The 16,876-nt window shown below is 41.0% G+C and carries 15 protein-coding genes; 10 read left to right on the top strand and 5 right to left on the bottom strand.

Translation table 11 applies throughout. The features are described from left to right. Positions 1-88: 88 nt before the first annotated feature. Positions 89-778, bottom strand: coding sequence for a hypothetical protein (locus IPM71_14130; protein QQS50709.1), 690 nt, complete (start codon positions 776-778; stop codon positions 89-91). A 306-nt stretch (positions 779-1,084) separates the two neighbouring features. Here IPM71_14130 and IPM71_14125 point away from each other — a divergent pair, with 306 nt between their 5' ends. The 10 genes from IPM71_14125 (at position 1,085) to IPM71_14080 (ending at position 10,339) form a co-directional block, all read left to right on the top strand. Next, entirely contained in the window at positions 1,085-1,663 is a 579-nt protein-coding gene (locus IPM71_14125; GenBank protein QQS50708.1) for a YfiR family protein, read from the top strand. 2 nt (positions 1,664-1,665) lie between these two features. Continuing rightward, positions 1,666-3,615, top strand: coding sequence for a response regulator (locus IPM71_14120; GenBank protein QQS50707.1), 1,950 nt, complete (start codon positions 1,666-1,668; stop codon positions 3,613-3,615). Between the two features lie 51 nt (positions 3,616-3,666). Continuing rightward, positions 3,667-4,293, top strand: a complete 627-nt coding sequence (locus IPM71_14115; protein ID QQS50706.1) for a SemiSWEET transporter — start codon at positions 3,667-3,669, stop codon at positions 4,291-4,293. A gap of 207 nt (positions 4,294-4,500) precedes the next feature. Beyond that, positions 4,501-4,644: a hypothetical protein gene (locus IPM71_14110; protein QQS50705.1), complete on the top strand. Its 144-nt coding sequence runs from the start codon at positions 4,501-4,503 to the stop codon at positions 4,642-4,644. Further along, complete coding sequence (locus IPM71_14105) at positions 4,641-5,672, top strand: hypothetical protein (protein ID QQS50704.1); 1,032 nt, start codon at positions 4,641-4,643, stop codon at positions 5,670-5,672. Before IPM71_14110 ends, IPM71_14105 begins: the two co-directional genes overlap by 4 nt. A gap of 58 nt (positions 5,673-5,730) precedes the next feature. Continuing rightward, positions 5,731-7,359: a hypothetical protein gene (locus tag IPM71_14100; protein ID QQS50703.1), complete on the top strand. Its 1,629-nt coding sequence runs from the start codon at positions 5,731-5,733 to the stop codon at positions 7,357-7,359. A 6-nt stretch (positions 7,360-7,365) separates the two neighbouring features. Beyond that, entirely contained in the window at positions 7,366-8,064 is a 699-nt protein-coding gene (locus IPM71_14095; GenBank protein QQS50702.1) for a hypothetical protein, read from the top strand. Between the two features lie 143 nt (positions 8,065-8,207). Further along, entirely contained in the window at positions 8,208-8,822 is a 615-nt protein-coding gene (locus tag IPM71_14090) for an SIS domain-containing protein (GenBank protein QQS50701.1), read from the top strand. 38 nt (positions 8,823-8,860) lie between these two features. Beyond that, positions 8,861-9,403, top strand: a complete 543-nt coding sequence (locus tag IPM71_14085; GenBank protein ID QQS50700.1) for a hydrolase — start codon at positions 8,861-8,863, stop codon at positions 9,401-9,403. A 9-nt stretch (positions 9,404-9,412) separates the two neighbouring features. Continuing rightward, entirely contained in the window at positions 9,413-10,339 is a 927-nt protein-coding gene (locus IPM71_14080) for a carbohydrate kinase (GenBank protein ID QQS50699.1), read from the top strand. Positions 10,340-10,375: 36 nt separating this feature from the next. Here the strand turns inward: IPM71_14080 and IPM71_14075 are convergent, their stop codons facing one another. The 4 genes from IPM71_14075 to IPM71_14060 form a co-directional block, all read right to left on the bottom strand. Next, on the bottom strand, positions 10,376-11,164 hold the full coding sequence (locus IPM71_14075) for a hypothetical protein (protein QQS50698.1): 789 nt from the start codon (positions 11,162-11,164) through the stop codon (positions 10,376-10,378). A 19-nt stretch (positions 11,165-11,183) separates the two neighbouring features. Further along, entirely contained in the window at positions 11,184-11,576 is a 393-nt protein-coding gene (locus tag IPM71_14070) for a biopolymer transporter ExbD (GenBank protein ID QQS50697.1), read from the bottom strand. Between the two features lie 5 nt (positions 11,577-11,581). Beyond that, a complete protein-coding gene (locus IPM71_14065) occupies positions 11,582-12,280 on the bottom strand; it encodes a MotA/TolQ/ExbB proton channel family protein (GenBank protein QQS50696.1) in 699 nt (232 codons plus the stop codon). 84 nt (positions 12,281-12,364) lie between these two features. Then, a complete protein-coding gene (locus tag IPM71_14060) occupies positions 12,365-16,846 on the bottom strand; it encodes a translocation/assembly module TamB (GenBank protein QQS50695.1) in 4,482 nt (1,493 codons plus the stop codon). Between the last annotated feature and the right edge of the window lie 30 nt (positions 16,847-16,876).

Below are 16,876 nucleotides of genomic sequence, written 5' to 3'. Positions count from 1 at the left end.
CTGTTATATTTTTTATATGATAACAACTTTCTAATGCATCCCACAGAAAAACTGCGGGATGCTTGTATTATGGCATTTTGTAACGTACTTAGAATGAGAAACCTACAACAAGGTAGGCAATTTCAGCCTGTGGATTCACAATTACAGAACCAAAAACCGGGATAGAAAGATTACCTGTGTTTATTTCCTTTTCGGCAGAAATTCCAAGGTTTACTAATCCAAATTCATCCTTGGTGGGATCTTCGTCTAGTGTATACCATCCGTTACCCACACCAGCAAACAAACTAAAATACTCAAAGGCATAATTGGCTTCGATGTACAAGTCACCACCAGCAGAGCCGGCACCTGGAGCTTCATTAAGCACTAATCCTGCTAAAAGTCCGAAATTTCCGAAATTGTATGAGGCACCTACTTCAAAGGCATGACTTCCAGCAGTATCAGAAAAATCAAACAAAGGTCCTTGATAGTAATAATCAGTTAAAGACAGACCCAGATTACCAACAGAGTAGGTAATGTAAAAATCGTTTTCCTGAATGTCAAACCCATTCAACGAAAAGGAACCCCAGGCTCCAACGGCGAAATTTCCTAATCCGACTTCCAAACCTGGCTGTATAGAGGGACCACCAAATTTAGTTCCACGCCATACATAATTACTAACTACATCGGCACCTATACTAAAAGGCGATTCAGATGCTGTTTCTTCCTGCGCATTCACAACAGAAAAACTACTCACTAATGCCACTAAGGCAGATAAAAGATAAATTCTGAGACTTTTCATAGCTTATAATTTTAAGTTATTAATTGATTGACGCTTCAAAAATAATACTTTTTTATTACTACACCCTATTTTTTGATACTTATTTTCACATTTTTCTTTCTTTTTTGTTATTTGATCCTTATTTTTAGGGTATCTAACAATTTATTTATACTTTTTTCAATACATACCCCTTTTTTTTAAATCAATTTCTTTAGTTAAATTAAAATTCTTTATTATTCTGCCTTTTTTAACCCAAATAAGTCTATTAAATCAGTGAGAACTGATAATTATGAATTAAACAGACTATGGTCTGTTATATGAAAAATAATGGCTATTTTTAAAGATTGGGGTTTCGATTTTATTTCAATGACTATAAAAAGCAAAGCACTTTCAGTCTGTTATTTTTTATGCTTGCCGCTATTTGTTCAGGCACAGGAAGTTGATGAAATTACACTCAAAGCCTTGTGGATTGGCAAATTCACTTATTTTATCGAATGGCCCTCTACAAGTTCCAATTCTCCGGTGTTTACCATTGCAACTCTCCAAAACAAATCATTTCACGAACAAATGACTGTGCTATTGAGTAAGCATTCCCTTTGCGGAAAACCTGTGAAAACGGTATGGTTAAAACAATTTTCCGATACGATAGATTACCAGGTATTGGTGCTGCCAGAAATGAAAACTGAAGAACTCAATAGTATCGTCGAGAAAACTAAAAATAAGCCTATCTTGCTTATTGGCGATACCGGAAACTATGCACAATCGGGGGTGCACATTAACTTTTACATCGAAGATCAATATATAAAGTTCGAGATAAACGAAACATCCATGCAAAATTCTGGTTTCTTTGTAAGTTATCGTTTATTAAACATTGCACGGATCGTAGAACCTGTGATTAAAGAATAGTTATGCTGAAAGATATTTCAATCCGGTATAAAATCATTCTCATGGTGATGGTGATCTTTCTGATCATCTCAAGTCTTTCGTTTGGCTTTTTTACTCTTCGGGAAATAATAAGACAAAAAGATGCACTGAAACGGGAAGCCTCCTACACTGCAAATTTTATTGCCGATTATTGCAGTGCACCTCTGGTTTTTGGCATCCGTCAGGAAACACAAGAAGTGCTTCAGTCGCTCGAGTCGAACCCTGCTGTTTTGTTTGCAGCTGTGTATAACCGAAAGGGAGAGCTTTTCGATACCTTTAACCTCAAGGATAAAACTATTCCAAAAACATTGGAAGGTTATACCATGGGCAGGGACACCATTGTTGAAATTGAAAAGAAATATGGTAAATTTTATCCCCCACAAAGCACCCTGCTGGCCCTGGCACCGGTTGTATACCAGAATGAGTTTCATGGTACTGTAATTATTAACTATTCGCTCGACCAGGCTCGCCTGTCGATAAGAAAAAATCAAAAAGCAATTGCTCTGGTTTTATTCTTTATTGCCATCCTGGTATTTCTTCTTGCCTATCTGCTGCAAAAAATTATCTCTGAGCCTATCCTGGAGCTGGCAGCAATTACCCAAAAGGTTATCAGCGAAGAAACAGATTTCAGCATCAGGGTAACAAAACGATATAACAACGAAATTGGGATCCTGTACGAGGGTTTTAATAAAATGATGGAGCAGATTTCATTGCACGATCAGAAGAGGGACGATACCGAACTGCAGCTCAAAAAAGCCAAAGACCAGGCTGAAAATGCCGACAAGCTGAAATCTGCATTTTTAGCCAACATGTCGCACGAAATAAGAACTCCCATGAATTCCATCGTGGGCTTTGCCGGACTTCTGGGCGATGCCTCCATCACCTCGGAAGAGCGCACCGAATATGTCGAACTGATCAATTCGAGCTGCAATACTCTGCTGCACCTCATAGATGATATTCTGGACATTTCTAAAATCGAAGCCGGGCAACTTAAAATCAGTCTGGAAAGCTGTAACCTGAATGAAATATTGCAGGAAATCTTCGTGACGTTCAAAGAAATCAACTTTGCCAATAACAATGATCGTGTTGAGCTCCTGCTCGATATTCCTCCAAGTTTAGCCAACCTGGTAATTGAAACCGATACTTTCAGATTCAAACAAGTGCTATCGAATTTACTGGGTAATTCGATTAAATTTACGCATAGCGGAAAAATATGCCTGGGAGTAACCCTTACCGAAAAGATAAAAAACCAGGAAAGAAAAAAATACGTGAAATTTTATGTGGCCGATACCGGCATTGGCATGGACACACTCACGCAGCAAATAGTCTTCGATCGCTTTGCCAAACTCGAATCGGATAATGACAAACTATACCGGGGTGCTGGTTTGGGCCTTACCATTTCGAAAAAAATTATAGAACTTCTCGAAGGTGAAATCTGGCTGGAATCAAACCCAGGCGAAGGATCGACTTTTTACTTCACTATCCCGGCTCCAAAAGATATACACATTTCAGATACGCTTCCGAAGAGTTTCTTTTTCGGAAAAACAGAAGGCGAAAAAACCTTCGAACATAAAACCATACTTATTGTAGAAGACGACCCTTCGAATTACGAATTGCTCAAAGCCCTTCTCCGCAAAACAAGGGTTCAGCTTGCCTGGTCGAAAAACGGCATAGAAGCACTTGATTATTGCATTGCACACAAGCCACACCTTATATTAATGGATATAAAAATGCCAGACATGGATGGTTTCGAAACCTTTCAGCGACTGCGTGAGATGAACATTCGCATACCCATTATTGCACAAACTGCATTTGCACGCCTGGAAGACGAAAAAAATATCCTTGAGAGCGGCTTTGACGGATACCTTTCCAAACCCATTGAAAAAGGTAAACTGATTGGTGTGCTCAAGGACTTTTTAACTGATGATGAATAATTTTGTGGCTTGTTTCGAAATTGTTTTTTTTAATAAACTACTCATCCCCATATGTACATTAAAATAATAGGACTTACAGCAGCTGCACTAACCACCTTTGCTTTTCTACCACAAGCCATCAAAACCTGGAAAACCAAGTCGACCGACGACCTCTCGCCCGCAATGTTTGGTTTGCTTTGCACAGGTATCTTACTCTGGCTGATCTATGGTCTGTTAGTCAATGACCTTCCGATTATTCTGGCTAATTCCGTTACCCTGGTCCTTGCATGTTCAATCTTATATTATATCATCAAGCCCGGCCATGCCCAGAAGATAAAACATGTAGCACTCTGGACCAGCAATTTAGAAGAAATGAAAGATTTTTACTGCCACCACTTTAAGGCAACATGTAGTATGTTATACAAAAATCCAACAAGCGGATTTCAATCGTATTTCATTAATTTTTCTTCCGGAGCAAGCCTCGAACTTATGTACAACAAGAATAGTGAACAAGAAAAGGCACAACTAAGTGGCCATTTTTGTATCAGTGTAGGATCGAAGAAACGGGTAGATGAGTTTGCAGAACACTTTCGAAAAGAAAAAATAGAAATTTTAAAAGGTCCCCGCGTTACAGGCGATGGTTATTACGAATTCCTGTTTCGCGACACGGAAGGAAACCTTGTTGAGGTTACGGTGTAATTGAAAGTCAAAAACCTTAATTTCTATCTTATGACAGGCCCCTTTTTATAGATTTTTTTTCGGACTAGTTAAAAAAACTTAATTTTTTCAATTCACCCATGCAACCCTAAAAAAAGGCCTTTGTCTTTGAGGTTTAAAGAATGAATTTTGGCTAAGTTCAGTTTGGCATCAAATTTGGTTAAGTTAGGCCGTTAAAACCTCAAAAGAATGAAAGTTATTACAATGTTCTACCCCGAAAATGGACCCTACCAGGGATGCCCCGACCATTTTAGCCTCTTTCACCCTTTATTAAACCTGGGAATAATTATTTCACTTATAGTATACAGTCACACTAAATTTTCTTTGATATGAAACGACTACTCTATTCACTATCGATTGCCTCTTTCATGCTTGTCACTTCGTGCGAGCTTATCGAAGAGCCTACTGTTTTCGAACCCGACCAGCCCGATGCGGCCGGCAACCTCTTAATTATCAATAACTCAAACGAGCAACTGGTATTGTACAAAGACCAGGTAGTGATTAAAAAAATTCCTGCCTCAGCTACCGATTACCTCGTTAATATTCCGAACCCCTCGGAAGGAACCGTGCAGCTCGATTTGTATTTGTGGACCGATGTGTACGAAGATGTCAACAACCCCGATCCATCCCTTGCTTTTAAAAGGTGGTTGATTCCGCTCTCGAGCGAAACTACTGTATCGCAAAGAGCTACCTGGCACATTAGTGGGGCAAGTCAGTATACAGATGTAGCTACTTTAAATCTTTCCTACTTTGGTGGTACCGATAATTTTGTCGATGTATACCTAAACGGCCGTACAGGTGCAAAAATATCAAGCTTGAAACCAGGCGATCAATACAAGAAAGTGGGTGTTGATTACGGTAACTACACCATGCATTATCTCTACTGGTTCAGCGATCAGAACAGCAATGTTGGTTTTGAAGAAATGGGATGGATTGAAAAGCAGCTAGTGAATGGTGATGAAAAAGACATCTGGTTAATTCTGAACGAAAACCGTAAAGATATTACCATGACTATTCCTCATCTGGGATCAGCAGGTAACCAGGGCACTAAATATGCAGGAGTTGAAATCGCGAACTACTCCGGTGAGCCTGTGCAAATTTTCGTTGGAGACAAGCTGATTGAAGCAGTATGTTACCTGGAAGATGGAAATACCAAAAACCTTTCGACTCTAGATATTGACGGAGTGTATACATTCTTCCTGCCAATCACAGAAGAAGGTGCAACCGAAAAAGAATTCCGTCTGAAGGCACAAACCCTTACTACAGTTCAGGTTGTTGAAACCATTGACATTACAGTGATTGCAGACGATGTAGTAGGCTGGAAAGTTGATGGACTTGCCGACACAACCAATAACAAATAATATTTAATAACCAGAGAACTGTTCAAATTGAACAGTTCTCTTTCTTAATCTCTATGCTATGAGAACCAGAAAAATAACACCCCTAATTTTACTTGCTTTCAGCACGTTATTTTTCACGCAGTGCGAGGTTTACCGCGAAGGGTGCATGGATCCAAACGCCACCAATTACGATGTGTCCGCCGACATCGACGATGGTTCTTGTAACTATATCATCGACCCGAACCAGGAAGTCTGTCAGGCTGACATCGAGGGAAACCTTTCCATTACAAACCAGACTGGTGAATTGTTGTTTTTATATGCAAACAATGAATACAAACAGTGTATACCTGCCGATGCGGAAAATTTTATCCTGAATATCCCAAACCAGGAGAACAACGTGTTCACCCTTCAGGTATGGAAATCGGGCGATATCACCAACAAAGACAATCCCGAGGAAGAAAAGGTATACCGTCAATGGAGTGTAGCACTGTCAAGCAACACCCTGCCCGCCGAACGTGCCAACTGGATAATTACCAATAGCGATGCCAACAGCAGTTCAGGAACCTTATCGTTGAGCTACCCAAACCTTGACGAATACAATCAGCAAGTAATTTACCAGGTAGATGTGATGCTCAACAGCAAGAATGGTTCGAAACTAGCCTCCTTGCAGCCCGGGGCAAGCGATAAAAAAGTAAGTATCGATTATGGAATCCACTTCCTTTATTTCCGCTACTGGTATTCCGACCCCAATTCGACCACAGGCGAAATAATTGAAATTGGGTGGAATGAGGTAAACAACATTGTAATCAACGCTGAACATAAAACAGCAGACATTGATATTCCGGTATTCTACAGCATTGTAGGAAAATATGGTTACACACGCATTTTCAATAAAACTGCCAACCCGGTTACCATATATGCCAACGATAAGCTGATAGAACAAATAGCCAAAGTAGACGGATCGACCAATGGACTTTCGATTATACCGGCCTTTAATTCTACACTGTTCCTGATACCCGAAGAAACTTATACAATTTCGGCCAAATCGGTTGACGGATCTACCAGCATAGGGTCTTTTAAAAGCATGCACATTGTAACCCACGATACTGCCAAACTGGCTATTGGCCCCAAGTACAAAGATATTTCCTTCACCAATAATACCACAGAACCTCTTATGCTTTATTCAGAAGGAGGAGAATATCTGGGTATGTTAGTCGAGCCGGGCGCCAGTTCAGGAATATTCCTAGTGGAATCGGGTTATGATACCCTTGTGGTATTCAATCCTTCAAAAACAAAAACCCAACGGATTGAAGCCGCCACTGGGGTAATTGTGAGTACGCTCAATGACCATGAGGCCACAATGCTGAATATTTCTACTCCCTGGACCCTGATTGTTAGCAACCATTATCAGAGTCCGGATATAAACGACAACGAAACCACCAACATGCTTGCCACACTCTTTAATACGAACGACCTAAACTTATCATTCGAATACAAGGTTAGTTCTGAGTATGGTTATGATAAGTTTTATTTCCTTCTCGATGGGGTGATACTCCTTAACGGCGAAAGCGGGGTCATTGATTGGAAATACTTTTATTCTACCAGCATAGCTCCTGGCAATCATACACTCGAATGGAGGTATGTAAAAGATGCCATGTTTTCGAGAGAAAACGATAACGTAGAAATCAGGAATATCACAGCCAATTAACATGCTATGAAGATAAAACTACTGGCTTTGCTTTTGTTGTTTCTTCCAGCAGGAATATTTGCACAGGGTTTTGGTGTGGGTTATCAGCTTGATTTTGGTTTACGAACCAATTTTGGCGAGGGTAGCGGCTACGATCAGACTATGAATACATTTATACAAAGTTTGTACCTCAGAGTGCACGACGAGTCGGGAAAACAGGCCTACCAGATTAGTCTGGGACTCAGGGTGGATTCAATGGGCTTTATCAACAACAACTATTACTATTCGGCCGACCAGGATGCATTAGAACAATACCATGTGGATGCTCACTTAAAGCGACTTGCATGGCGATTAGGATATACCAAGCAATTGCAATTTGCCGGTGAACCCGGAAAATTTGTTTTAGCCTTTAATTATGGTTTTGTCTACGAAAACACCATAAAAATGAAGCGCGAAAGCATCTATGATGAAATATGCTACAACCTATATGATGAATTCAACAAACACAATTTCGGATTGTCGCTGGGCATCGAAATGAGGATCTGGTACGTGACATTTGGCTACAAGTACGAGTACATGTTTGTGGATGTCATGAATCATGAAGTATTAAAACAGAGTACTTCCGGAGTAGATCAGAATGCAGAATTAAAAGGAATAAAATACCTTCCTTCGACATCGTTGTTTTATCTGGCCTTTCATTTCGATGCCTTTCACAAACAGGAGTAAATACTAAAAACCATTTGTTTACCGAGCATCTCCATAATACCGGAGATGCTCTTTTTTTGCATGGAAAGGAATAATTAGATCTTAAATTGAAAAATCATTTTCTGAATAGTGTGAATGCAAGTATATTTGACAAAAAAAGATTTATGCTGACACATATTCAGGAATTACTTCAAAAAGAAGCCGAAGCAGTTTTAGCCATACCGGTGAACGACCAATACGATAAAGCCCTGGATATTATTTACAATGCAGTGCATTCCCGTAAGGGTAAACTCGTTGTAAGTGGCATGGGCAAGGCAGGCCAGATTGCCATTAACATCGCTACCACTTTTAGCTCCACGGGCACGCCTTCAGTGTTTCTGCATCCTGCTGATGCCCAGCATGGCGACCTCGGGGTTATTCAGGCTGATGATGCCTTGCTGCTGGTTTCGAACTCGGGTAAAACCCGCGAGATACTTGAACTGGTCATGCTGGCCCGGAACCTGCATCCCGATATACATCTTATTGCCCTGGTAGGTAATGCCGACAGTCCACTTGGCGAACAAGCGGATGTAATTCTGAGCACCGGTCACCCTCAGGAAGTATGTCCACTTGGCTTAACTCCAACCACTTCTACTACCACCATGACTGTTATAGGTGATATTCTGGTAGTTCTGATGATGGAACGGATTAAATTCTCTGTAGAACAGTATGCCAAGAGACACCATGGTGGATATTTAGGCCAGAAGTCGCGAAATGCAGCCGGGGGGTCAACTACCTGATATACATTCAAAACAAATAAGTAAAAACCACACTCTGTATGCGTATTAACCAGGAGAACACGATAGCTGTAGTAATAGATATGCAGGAAAAATTGCTTCCTCATATCGAAAATCATGAAGCCATCAAAAATAATTGCATCAAGCTGATCAGGGGATTGAAAATTTTGAATGTTCCAATGCTGGTTACTCAACAATATACCAAAGGCCTGGGCCCCACCGTGGCTGATGTAACCGAAGCAATTGAAAACCTTTCGTACATCGAGAAAATTACATTTAGCTGTTACCGCGAACCCAATTTTGTAGATTTACTTCAGGCAAGTGCTAAAAGAAATGTAATAGTTGTTGGCATTGAGTCGCATGTGTGCGTGCTGCAAACTACTCTCGACCTGATCTACAATAATTATAACCCCATTGTGCTCACCGATGCCACAGGGTCAAGGCATGCTGAAGACAGGCGAATCTCGCACTGGCGTATGCGCGATGTGGGAGCTATTATGTCGACCACTGAATCGATTTTATTTGAATTGTTAAAACAAGCAGGCAGCGATGAATTTAAGGCCATTTCGAAACTTTTAAAATAATATAGTGAAATGCGAAAAATATATACGATAGGCGAAACAGTGCTGGATATACTGATCAAAGGGAATCAACCATTTACTGCCAAAGCAGGTGGTGCTTGCCTGAACTCAGCTGTTACCCTGGGTCGTTTGGACTTACCTATCTTTTTCATTGGCGAGTACGGACTTGATGAAGTAGGGAACCTGATCGACAAATTCTTAAAAGAAAACCATGTTTCGACCGAATATGTATACCGTTATTTCGATGGAAAGTCGGCCTTGGCCCTTGCATTTTTAAATGAAAAAAACGATGCGAGCTACGACTTTTATAAAATTTACCCAAAAAAACGTCTTCACATCCAGTTTCCGGAAATAGAGACCGACGACATTGTATTATTTGGTTCGATTTATGCTATAACCCCCGAAGTACGCGACATTCTTATTAAATTCATTACGCATGCCAATAGCCAACGTGCCATTGTAATGTACGACCCGAATTTCAGAAAACAACACTTGCACGAATTACCTAAGTTAAAGCCACTCATTCTCGACAATATCTCGCACTGTAACATTCTGCGGGGATCGAACGAAGATTTCTCGTTTATTTTTGGCACACGCGATGCCGACGACACTTATAACCTGATAAAAGATAAAACCCATAACCTGCTCTACACCTCTTCTACCAAGGGCGTATTTGTGCGTACCCAAAGCATATCGGAACGTTATGATGTAAGGAAAATTGAACCGATAAGCACCATCGGGGCTGGGGATAATTTTAACGCAGGAGTAGTTTATTCTCTTTACCGCTATGGTATTGGATACAAAGACCTCGACCAGCTTAACCGCGACCAGTGGGAACAGATTATCAATACCGCAGTCGATTTTGCCACCTTTGTATGTATGAGTTACGACAATTATATTTCGGCAGAATTTGCCGGACAATACAAATTACCTTCCTAAGAATTTGTTCGAGCTTAAAGCCACACTAAACAGTCCTTATTTGCCACGCAACCTGAATATGTAAGTAATAGTTCCTTCCTGAATGGCAACCGCATCTTCCTTGATATTGAACCTGGAAGCCAGTGCAGCTCTTCTGGCTGCATCGAGCAATTCTTTTTCGAGTGTAGTGGAACCTTTTACGCCTGGCTCGGCAAAGGTCACATTTCCCTGACGGTCTACACGAATACGAACCACCACGGTACCTTCTTTTTGGATGTTAAAATCGGGTAAAGGTAAATTTACAGGCGAACGTCCATTGAGGCTGAATGAAATGCCATCTCCAACACCAGAACCCAGCGAGTTGCCCGATGAATTTGGATCGCCCGATTGTATACCCTGATTGCCTGTACCACCAGCACTGCCTTCCGATCCGGTTGAGGGAGAATCTTTTTTTCTTCCCTGATAGAGTGCGCTTTGATTCACCGCGGGTTGTTCCACCGGTTTGGTCTCGGTTTCAGTTTTTTTCGTTGTTGTTTGTTCGCTTGGGCGTTTTACCGGTTCCTTTTTTGTTGTGGCTATTGATGGAGCCTCCTCATAATCCTGGGTTAAGGGCGTTTCGGGCGTATAATCCGATTCAGCAGTTTTACTTGCTGAAGTTTCCTGCACTTGTTCCTGTGGACGAGGTTCGGTGGCACCAAGACCTGTTTCACTGTCGCCAAAACTAATGAGTATTCCCTGCTCCGAAGGCAATGGCAATGGAGTGGAAAAACCCAGGAACAGACACATCAGCAGTGCCAGAATAAAAATTGTAAGGGTCAGGAAAAAAGCGCGTGTATCCCAGATCATAATTCAACAAATTAGTGCTTTATTCCGGAGCAGTAGCCAATATTACCTTATACTTGTTCCGTTTGGCAATATTCATTATCATCACCACATACTCGACATCGACGGTTCGATCGGCATGCAAAGAGAAAGTAGGGTCGACCCTGAACTTTAATTGACTCTGCAGCATGGGTTCGATCTGGTCGAAAGTTACCTGGCTGGTGCCAACAAAGTACCTCAGATCTTCGGTGATTGAAACCGCAACTGCCGGATTGGCCTGAGTCTGGTTATTGCTTTTAGGCAGAAGTAGCTTGATTGCATTAGGTGCAATAAGTGTTGAAGTCAGCATGAAAAAGATCAACAACAGAAATACCAGGTCTGACATCGATGCCATACTGAATTCGATACTTGGTTTAGTGGTCCGTTTAAGTGCCATGGCCTTTATTTAGCAGGTTCGTTAAGCAAATCCATAAATTCCATGGTAGTAGCTTCGAGCATATTCACCACTTTCGCAATTTTTGCAGTTAGTATGTTGTAAAAGAAATAAGCTAAAATTCCAACAATCAGTCCCGCAACGGTGGTTACCATGGCCTGATAAATACCTGAAGACAATAACTGTATGTCGATGTTGTTACCGGCATGTGCCATGTCGTAAAATGCACGCACCATACCGGTTACAGTACCAAGAAAACCAATCATAGGTGCTCCACCAGCTGACATAGCGAGCAAATAGAGGGTTTTTTCGAGCGAAGCTATTTCGAGGTTGCCCACATTTTCAATGGCAGTATTCACATCCTGCAGTGGCCTGCCGATGCGTCTGATTCCCTTTTCTACCATGCTGGCAGCAGGATTGTTGTACGACTGGCAAAGTGCTACGGCAGCATCGAGTTTACCATCGTGAATATAATCTTTGATGCGATTCATAAAATTGATGTCTATTTTCGCCGCCTTGTTAATAGCAAAAAACCGCTCGAAAAAGATATAAACCGCAACCAGCGACAATAAAAAGATCGGGAGCATTAGCCACCCACCTTTCATTGCCATATCGATAAAAGGCATGCTTAATTCAGTAGCACCTGCTGCAGTGGCTTGTGCTGCTTGCTGATTGATATCTGTCTGAAGAATCAAAAATGTTGTCATAGTAGTTTAATTATTTGCACTAAATTATATAAACGCTGGGAGCTGTATGATTATTTTATCACCGATTTTATAAACAAATTGTTTTTATTCCTGGTCTTCGTCGCGAATTACCGCAGAACTTCCTTCAGGCTTCTTTTCTTTGTTGCCTTTCGATTTTTTATTTTTTCTATTCTTTCCTGCTAAGTCATTCAGGCTATCGAATTCTTCAGTATAAAACACTCCAATTCCCTGGGTGTAGGGCGAATAGGTCACAATTTCGTCGTTTGCACGGTTGTAAGCGCGAGCCCTAAACTTTCCATTAGGAGTAATCTTATAATCGACATCAAGATTTCCGAGAATATTGGTGGCATCTTCAGCTTCGGCATTGGTTTTCATGTCCACACTTCCGTTAATGGTTAGCCGGTCGTTAAGAAGCTGGGTAGACAATGCGAGTTCAAGCTCTTGTGGGCTCAATTCTGAACCAGGCCTGTAATTGACGCCAAAATCAAATTCATCGCTAATCTGCGAAAGCCAGTTGCTTAGCTGGTTAGTCAAAAATTCACTTGCATTTACCCCTGCAATGTTTGAATTACCTTTTTCTGCATCGGGTTCGTTACCGGCATACATAAACCGATTTAAGACCAGCAACGAAAGAAACTGTTTTCCCAGGGCTTCGTCTGAGCCAATGGCGGCAGATAAGACATCACGTTCTTCCTGTTCGGAAAAAGGTAGAAAGATATTGTAGTTTATTAAAGGGTTCATAAGCCTGCCGGTAAGGCTCAATTTACAATCGACCGTATAGCGCGTAGTGGCTGTCGGATCTCCCGTCAAGTCGGCCATTGAGGCTTTTGTACGATAATAAGTATTGATATTGACATTCGCATTTACCGGATCGCCAGTCCACTGAAGGCTACTACCCTGCTCTACTTTAAATTTCTTATTCAAAAGCATTTCTTTCAGTGTAAACAGGTAAGTCCCAGATTCTATCACGTATTCTCCCAACATATTAAAATCGCCCAAAGGATTAATACCAATGCGTAAATTTCCGGTTCCCTGTGTGGTGATGATATCGCCTACTGTTGGATCGAAAATGATATTAACCTCGGCAGCCGGAGTAACATTTAAATTAAAATTCAAATTCAAGCCCGAAAGGTTTACTTTGTATTCGTCCTTATCCATTTCGGAAGAAACAGTGTCGGTTTGTATGTATTTAATGAAGTTGTATTCCGATAGCTCTTCGGTATCGGAGAGCGGAATGTTAAAGAAAGTTCCTGGTTCGGTGGTAGCGGTGATATCAAACGTAAGTTCGGAGCTTGGCCCGTTAATACGTATCAAACCACTTGCAAAGGCTTGCCCAAAGAAATAGGGGTTCTCATTTTCTGTGGTATTAAGGCAATAAAAATTTCTCGGCTGCATGCTTAAGTTCAAACTGAAGGTTTTAAGGTATTCGGTACGAATAATACCATTGAGCTGGGCTGTGTTTCCAAATTTATCGAACAACTCCACTCTGTCAAACACGATGTTGTTGTTGGTAAAAGATACCTCAGAGGTAAAGTTGTAGCGGGTATTCAGGTAATCGACTGTAAAAGCTGCCTTTTGAACATTAAGAATTCCATTCAAGATGGGTTTAGCCCCGGTTCCGGTCAGATGCAACTTACCGGTGGCCAGTCCACGGATATCGCTAAAAATGGATTTAAGATAAGGATTGATAAAGTTTAACCTGAATTTATCGAGATTTAGAGCCAGGTCTAGCTCGCCCTGACGGGATGGAAAATACTCGCCCCCGATATCCAGGGTATTAAGGTTTCCACGGAATACATTGGCATCTATTTCTATCGATTCGCGTTGGTAATTATAGCGAGTATCGATGTGTGTATCACCTATCAGCTCATCGTTAAGTTCCAATGCCTGCACATAAAGTGAGGCAAAAAAAAGCGGTTTTTCGCGGCCCATCACAACGGCCTTGCCATTTACCAAACCACCAAAGCGAAAACTTTCTGAACGGGTAAAAAAATTCAGGTAACCAAAATTGAAATTGTGAAAATTACAACGCATGGTATCGTTTGTGTTTTTGGAAAGGCTACCCTGTGCCTGCAGGTATTCATCGCCATGAGAAAGCTTGAAATTTTGAACCACTATTTTACTGCTGTCATATACCAGGTTAAAGGGATGAAGCACCCAGAGTGAATCGCCCAACACAAGCATAGAGCTATCTATTTCTACTTCGGCCACAATCTTTTGTCCGGGCAAATTCCTGAATGCCAGTTTACCTTCCAAATCACCTCGGTGCATAGTACTATCCCAATTCATCCATCTTGCCTTAAAATCGACCAGGTTTGAATCGATCACAGTTAATATTGTAAAATTGTTAAGGGCCAGGCGCTTGTTGACGTTTAGCTCCTGGCAACCAAAATCAATATCGATAGTCGATTGGGTGGCAAGGGAGTTTAACACCAGATTTTTTATGCGTGTCTTGTTAATCCTCACTTCCGGCGATTCTATGTGTATGGTTGCCTCCTGGACTAATCCTCTTTTAAGCTCACCTTCTACCAGGGTTTTTGGATTAATCATGTATTCAGAAGTAAAATAACCAAGAATACTCTGAACATTTTTAAAGTAAAAACGGTATTTGAAATCTGCATCGGGCAGCAATTTCCCATCAGGCGTGTACAGTCCTAATGAAGGTAAATAGGTGTCGAACAAGCGAAGGTATTCTTTTGCGAGTGTAGTAAGTTTGTAATGGCCACTGATAGCTCCCTCGGCGAAATCGGATTGGAAATTTATCTGGTTAAGCAATGAATCATTCCTCACGAATAGCGAAAAATCGTACAGCTGTATCTGAGCATCTGATTTCGAAAAAAGTGCATTAACAAGTTTAATTTCCCCATTCACCTCGTCAGGCGAATTTCCCGAAAGGCTTGCACGAACTAAGAAACTAGCTTTTGAATTTGTATTCTTTTTATCAATGTTGAGTGCACTAAGGTTAGCCATGTACACATGCGAACTGAAATTATACTGACGGATAGCCGAAGATAAATCAAGTAGTCCCGTAAAACTCATCTGCAGGTTTGGATCGTCAATTTCAAGTTCGCCATTAAAACTCTTCTCCGAGAAGCTGCCATCGACTTGTATATTCTGATATCGATAGCCATTAATTGTAAATGAAGGAATATCGCCAGACATATTCACGCTAAGTCCTTTATCCATAATTCCTGAACCCTCGACCTTCAGATTAAAATCAATCTGTCCAAATCGTTCGGGCGAGGCTGTAATAGGGCCAATCTGAAAACCATCTGTGGAAACAAGGCCTGAGAATGTCACACTGTTGTCGATTCCGGGTTTAAACAATACGTCGAGTTTTGCATTGCCCAGGTTAGTGATCAGGGTTCCGTACGAAACAAAGTCTTTAAAAAATCCAGTGAAATTTCCCTTGTAAGTATAGTATTCAATGCCCGAAAACCTCTCCGGTAGTTTTATAGTTTTACCGTTTGGCAACCTCAATCTTGTAATATCACTTGTGGTGGTTTGAAAATGATCGATATCGAAAATCAGGAATGTTTCATTAATATCGGGTAAACCAGAAATATCAAACCTTCCCTTTAAGCTTGTAGAGGAACCATAACTTAGTTGAACAGACCTTCCCCGAAGGTTTGCCAAACTGCCATAAAAATTACCCGATAGCTGAAAATCATCTTCCATTTGCTTAAAAGCCGGAGTAAACCAGGCTAATTCGCGAATGTTTACCTTCGATTCGCGGCAATCTATGTCCATTTTAATGTGTTCGTTAAAACGTCCACCGCTGAAATCTTTAAAACTATCGAAATCAAAATAAATATGTTCCATCCGAAAATAGGCCTGGTTGGTTTCGAGATACAACTTGTCGAAATACAACTGATTACTGCGAATGAGCAGATTCGACCCGAAATCGTTTATTTTAAATCCCGATTGCTCCAAAAACGAGAGCACATCAATTTTCATAGTAAGGGTATCGGCAAAACTAACCAAATCACTTACATTCATGTTTAGTTCCCGAAATGTCATTTGAGAATAGTCGATGCCAAACTCCTTTTCCTGCCGGTAGTAATTATGAATATCGAGGCGACAGTTGCGAAGTTTTATCTGATCGATATATAATGGTTCGGGTGTTTTACCCGGCTTTTTACCTTCTTTGAGCTTATCGACAATAAACTGCAGGTTTATTACCCTCGACGAATCGGAATACAAACGAAAATACGAATCTTTAAAACTCAGCTCCCCTATGCGCAAAGGAATGGTTTTATCGAACAAGAGCTTTTTCATGATACCGGGTAGTTTTACCTTCATCTTCCCGGCATAAATAAGGGTATCAGCATTCAGGTCGCGTATCAGAAAACCTTCAAGCTCAGCCCGGTTAAACAATCCGAGATGCACTTTCTCATATTTAACCTGAGAACCAAATAGTTCCTGAATCTTTCCGAAAGCAATGGAAGTAATTCGTGTTTGAACCTTTGGCGTATTAATTATGATGGAGGCAGCCACCCCAAAAATGAAGAGGAGGAAAAGCAGCCAGCCAATCAGGTTCAATATTTTTTTAATAAGTTTGCGCACGCCGGAAAGATTAATGCAAAAATGCGAAAA

The organism is Bacteroidota bacterium (assembly GCA_016699695.1).
In the GTDB taxonomy this organism is placed as follows: domain Bacteria; phylum Bacteroidota; class Bacteroidia; order Bacteroidales; family UBA10428; genus UBA10428.
The sequence above is the reverse complement of the archived record's forward strand: the minus strand, read 5'-3'. Positions and strand labels throughout refer to the sequence as shown.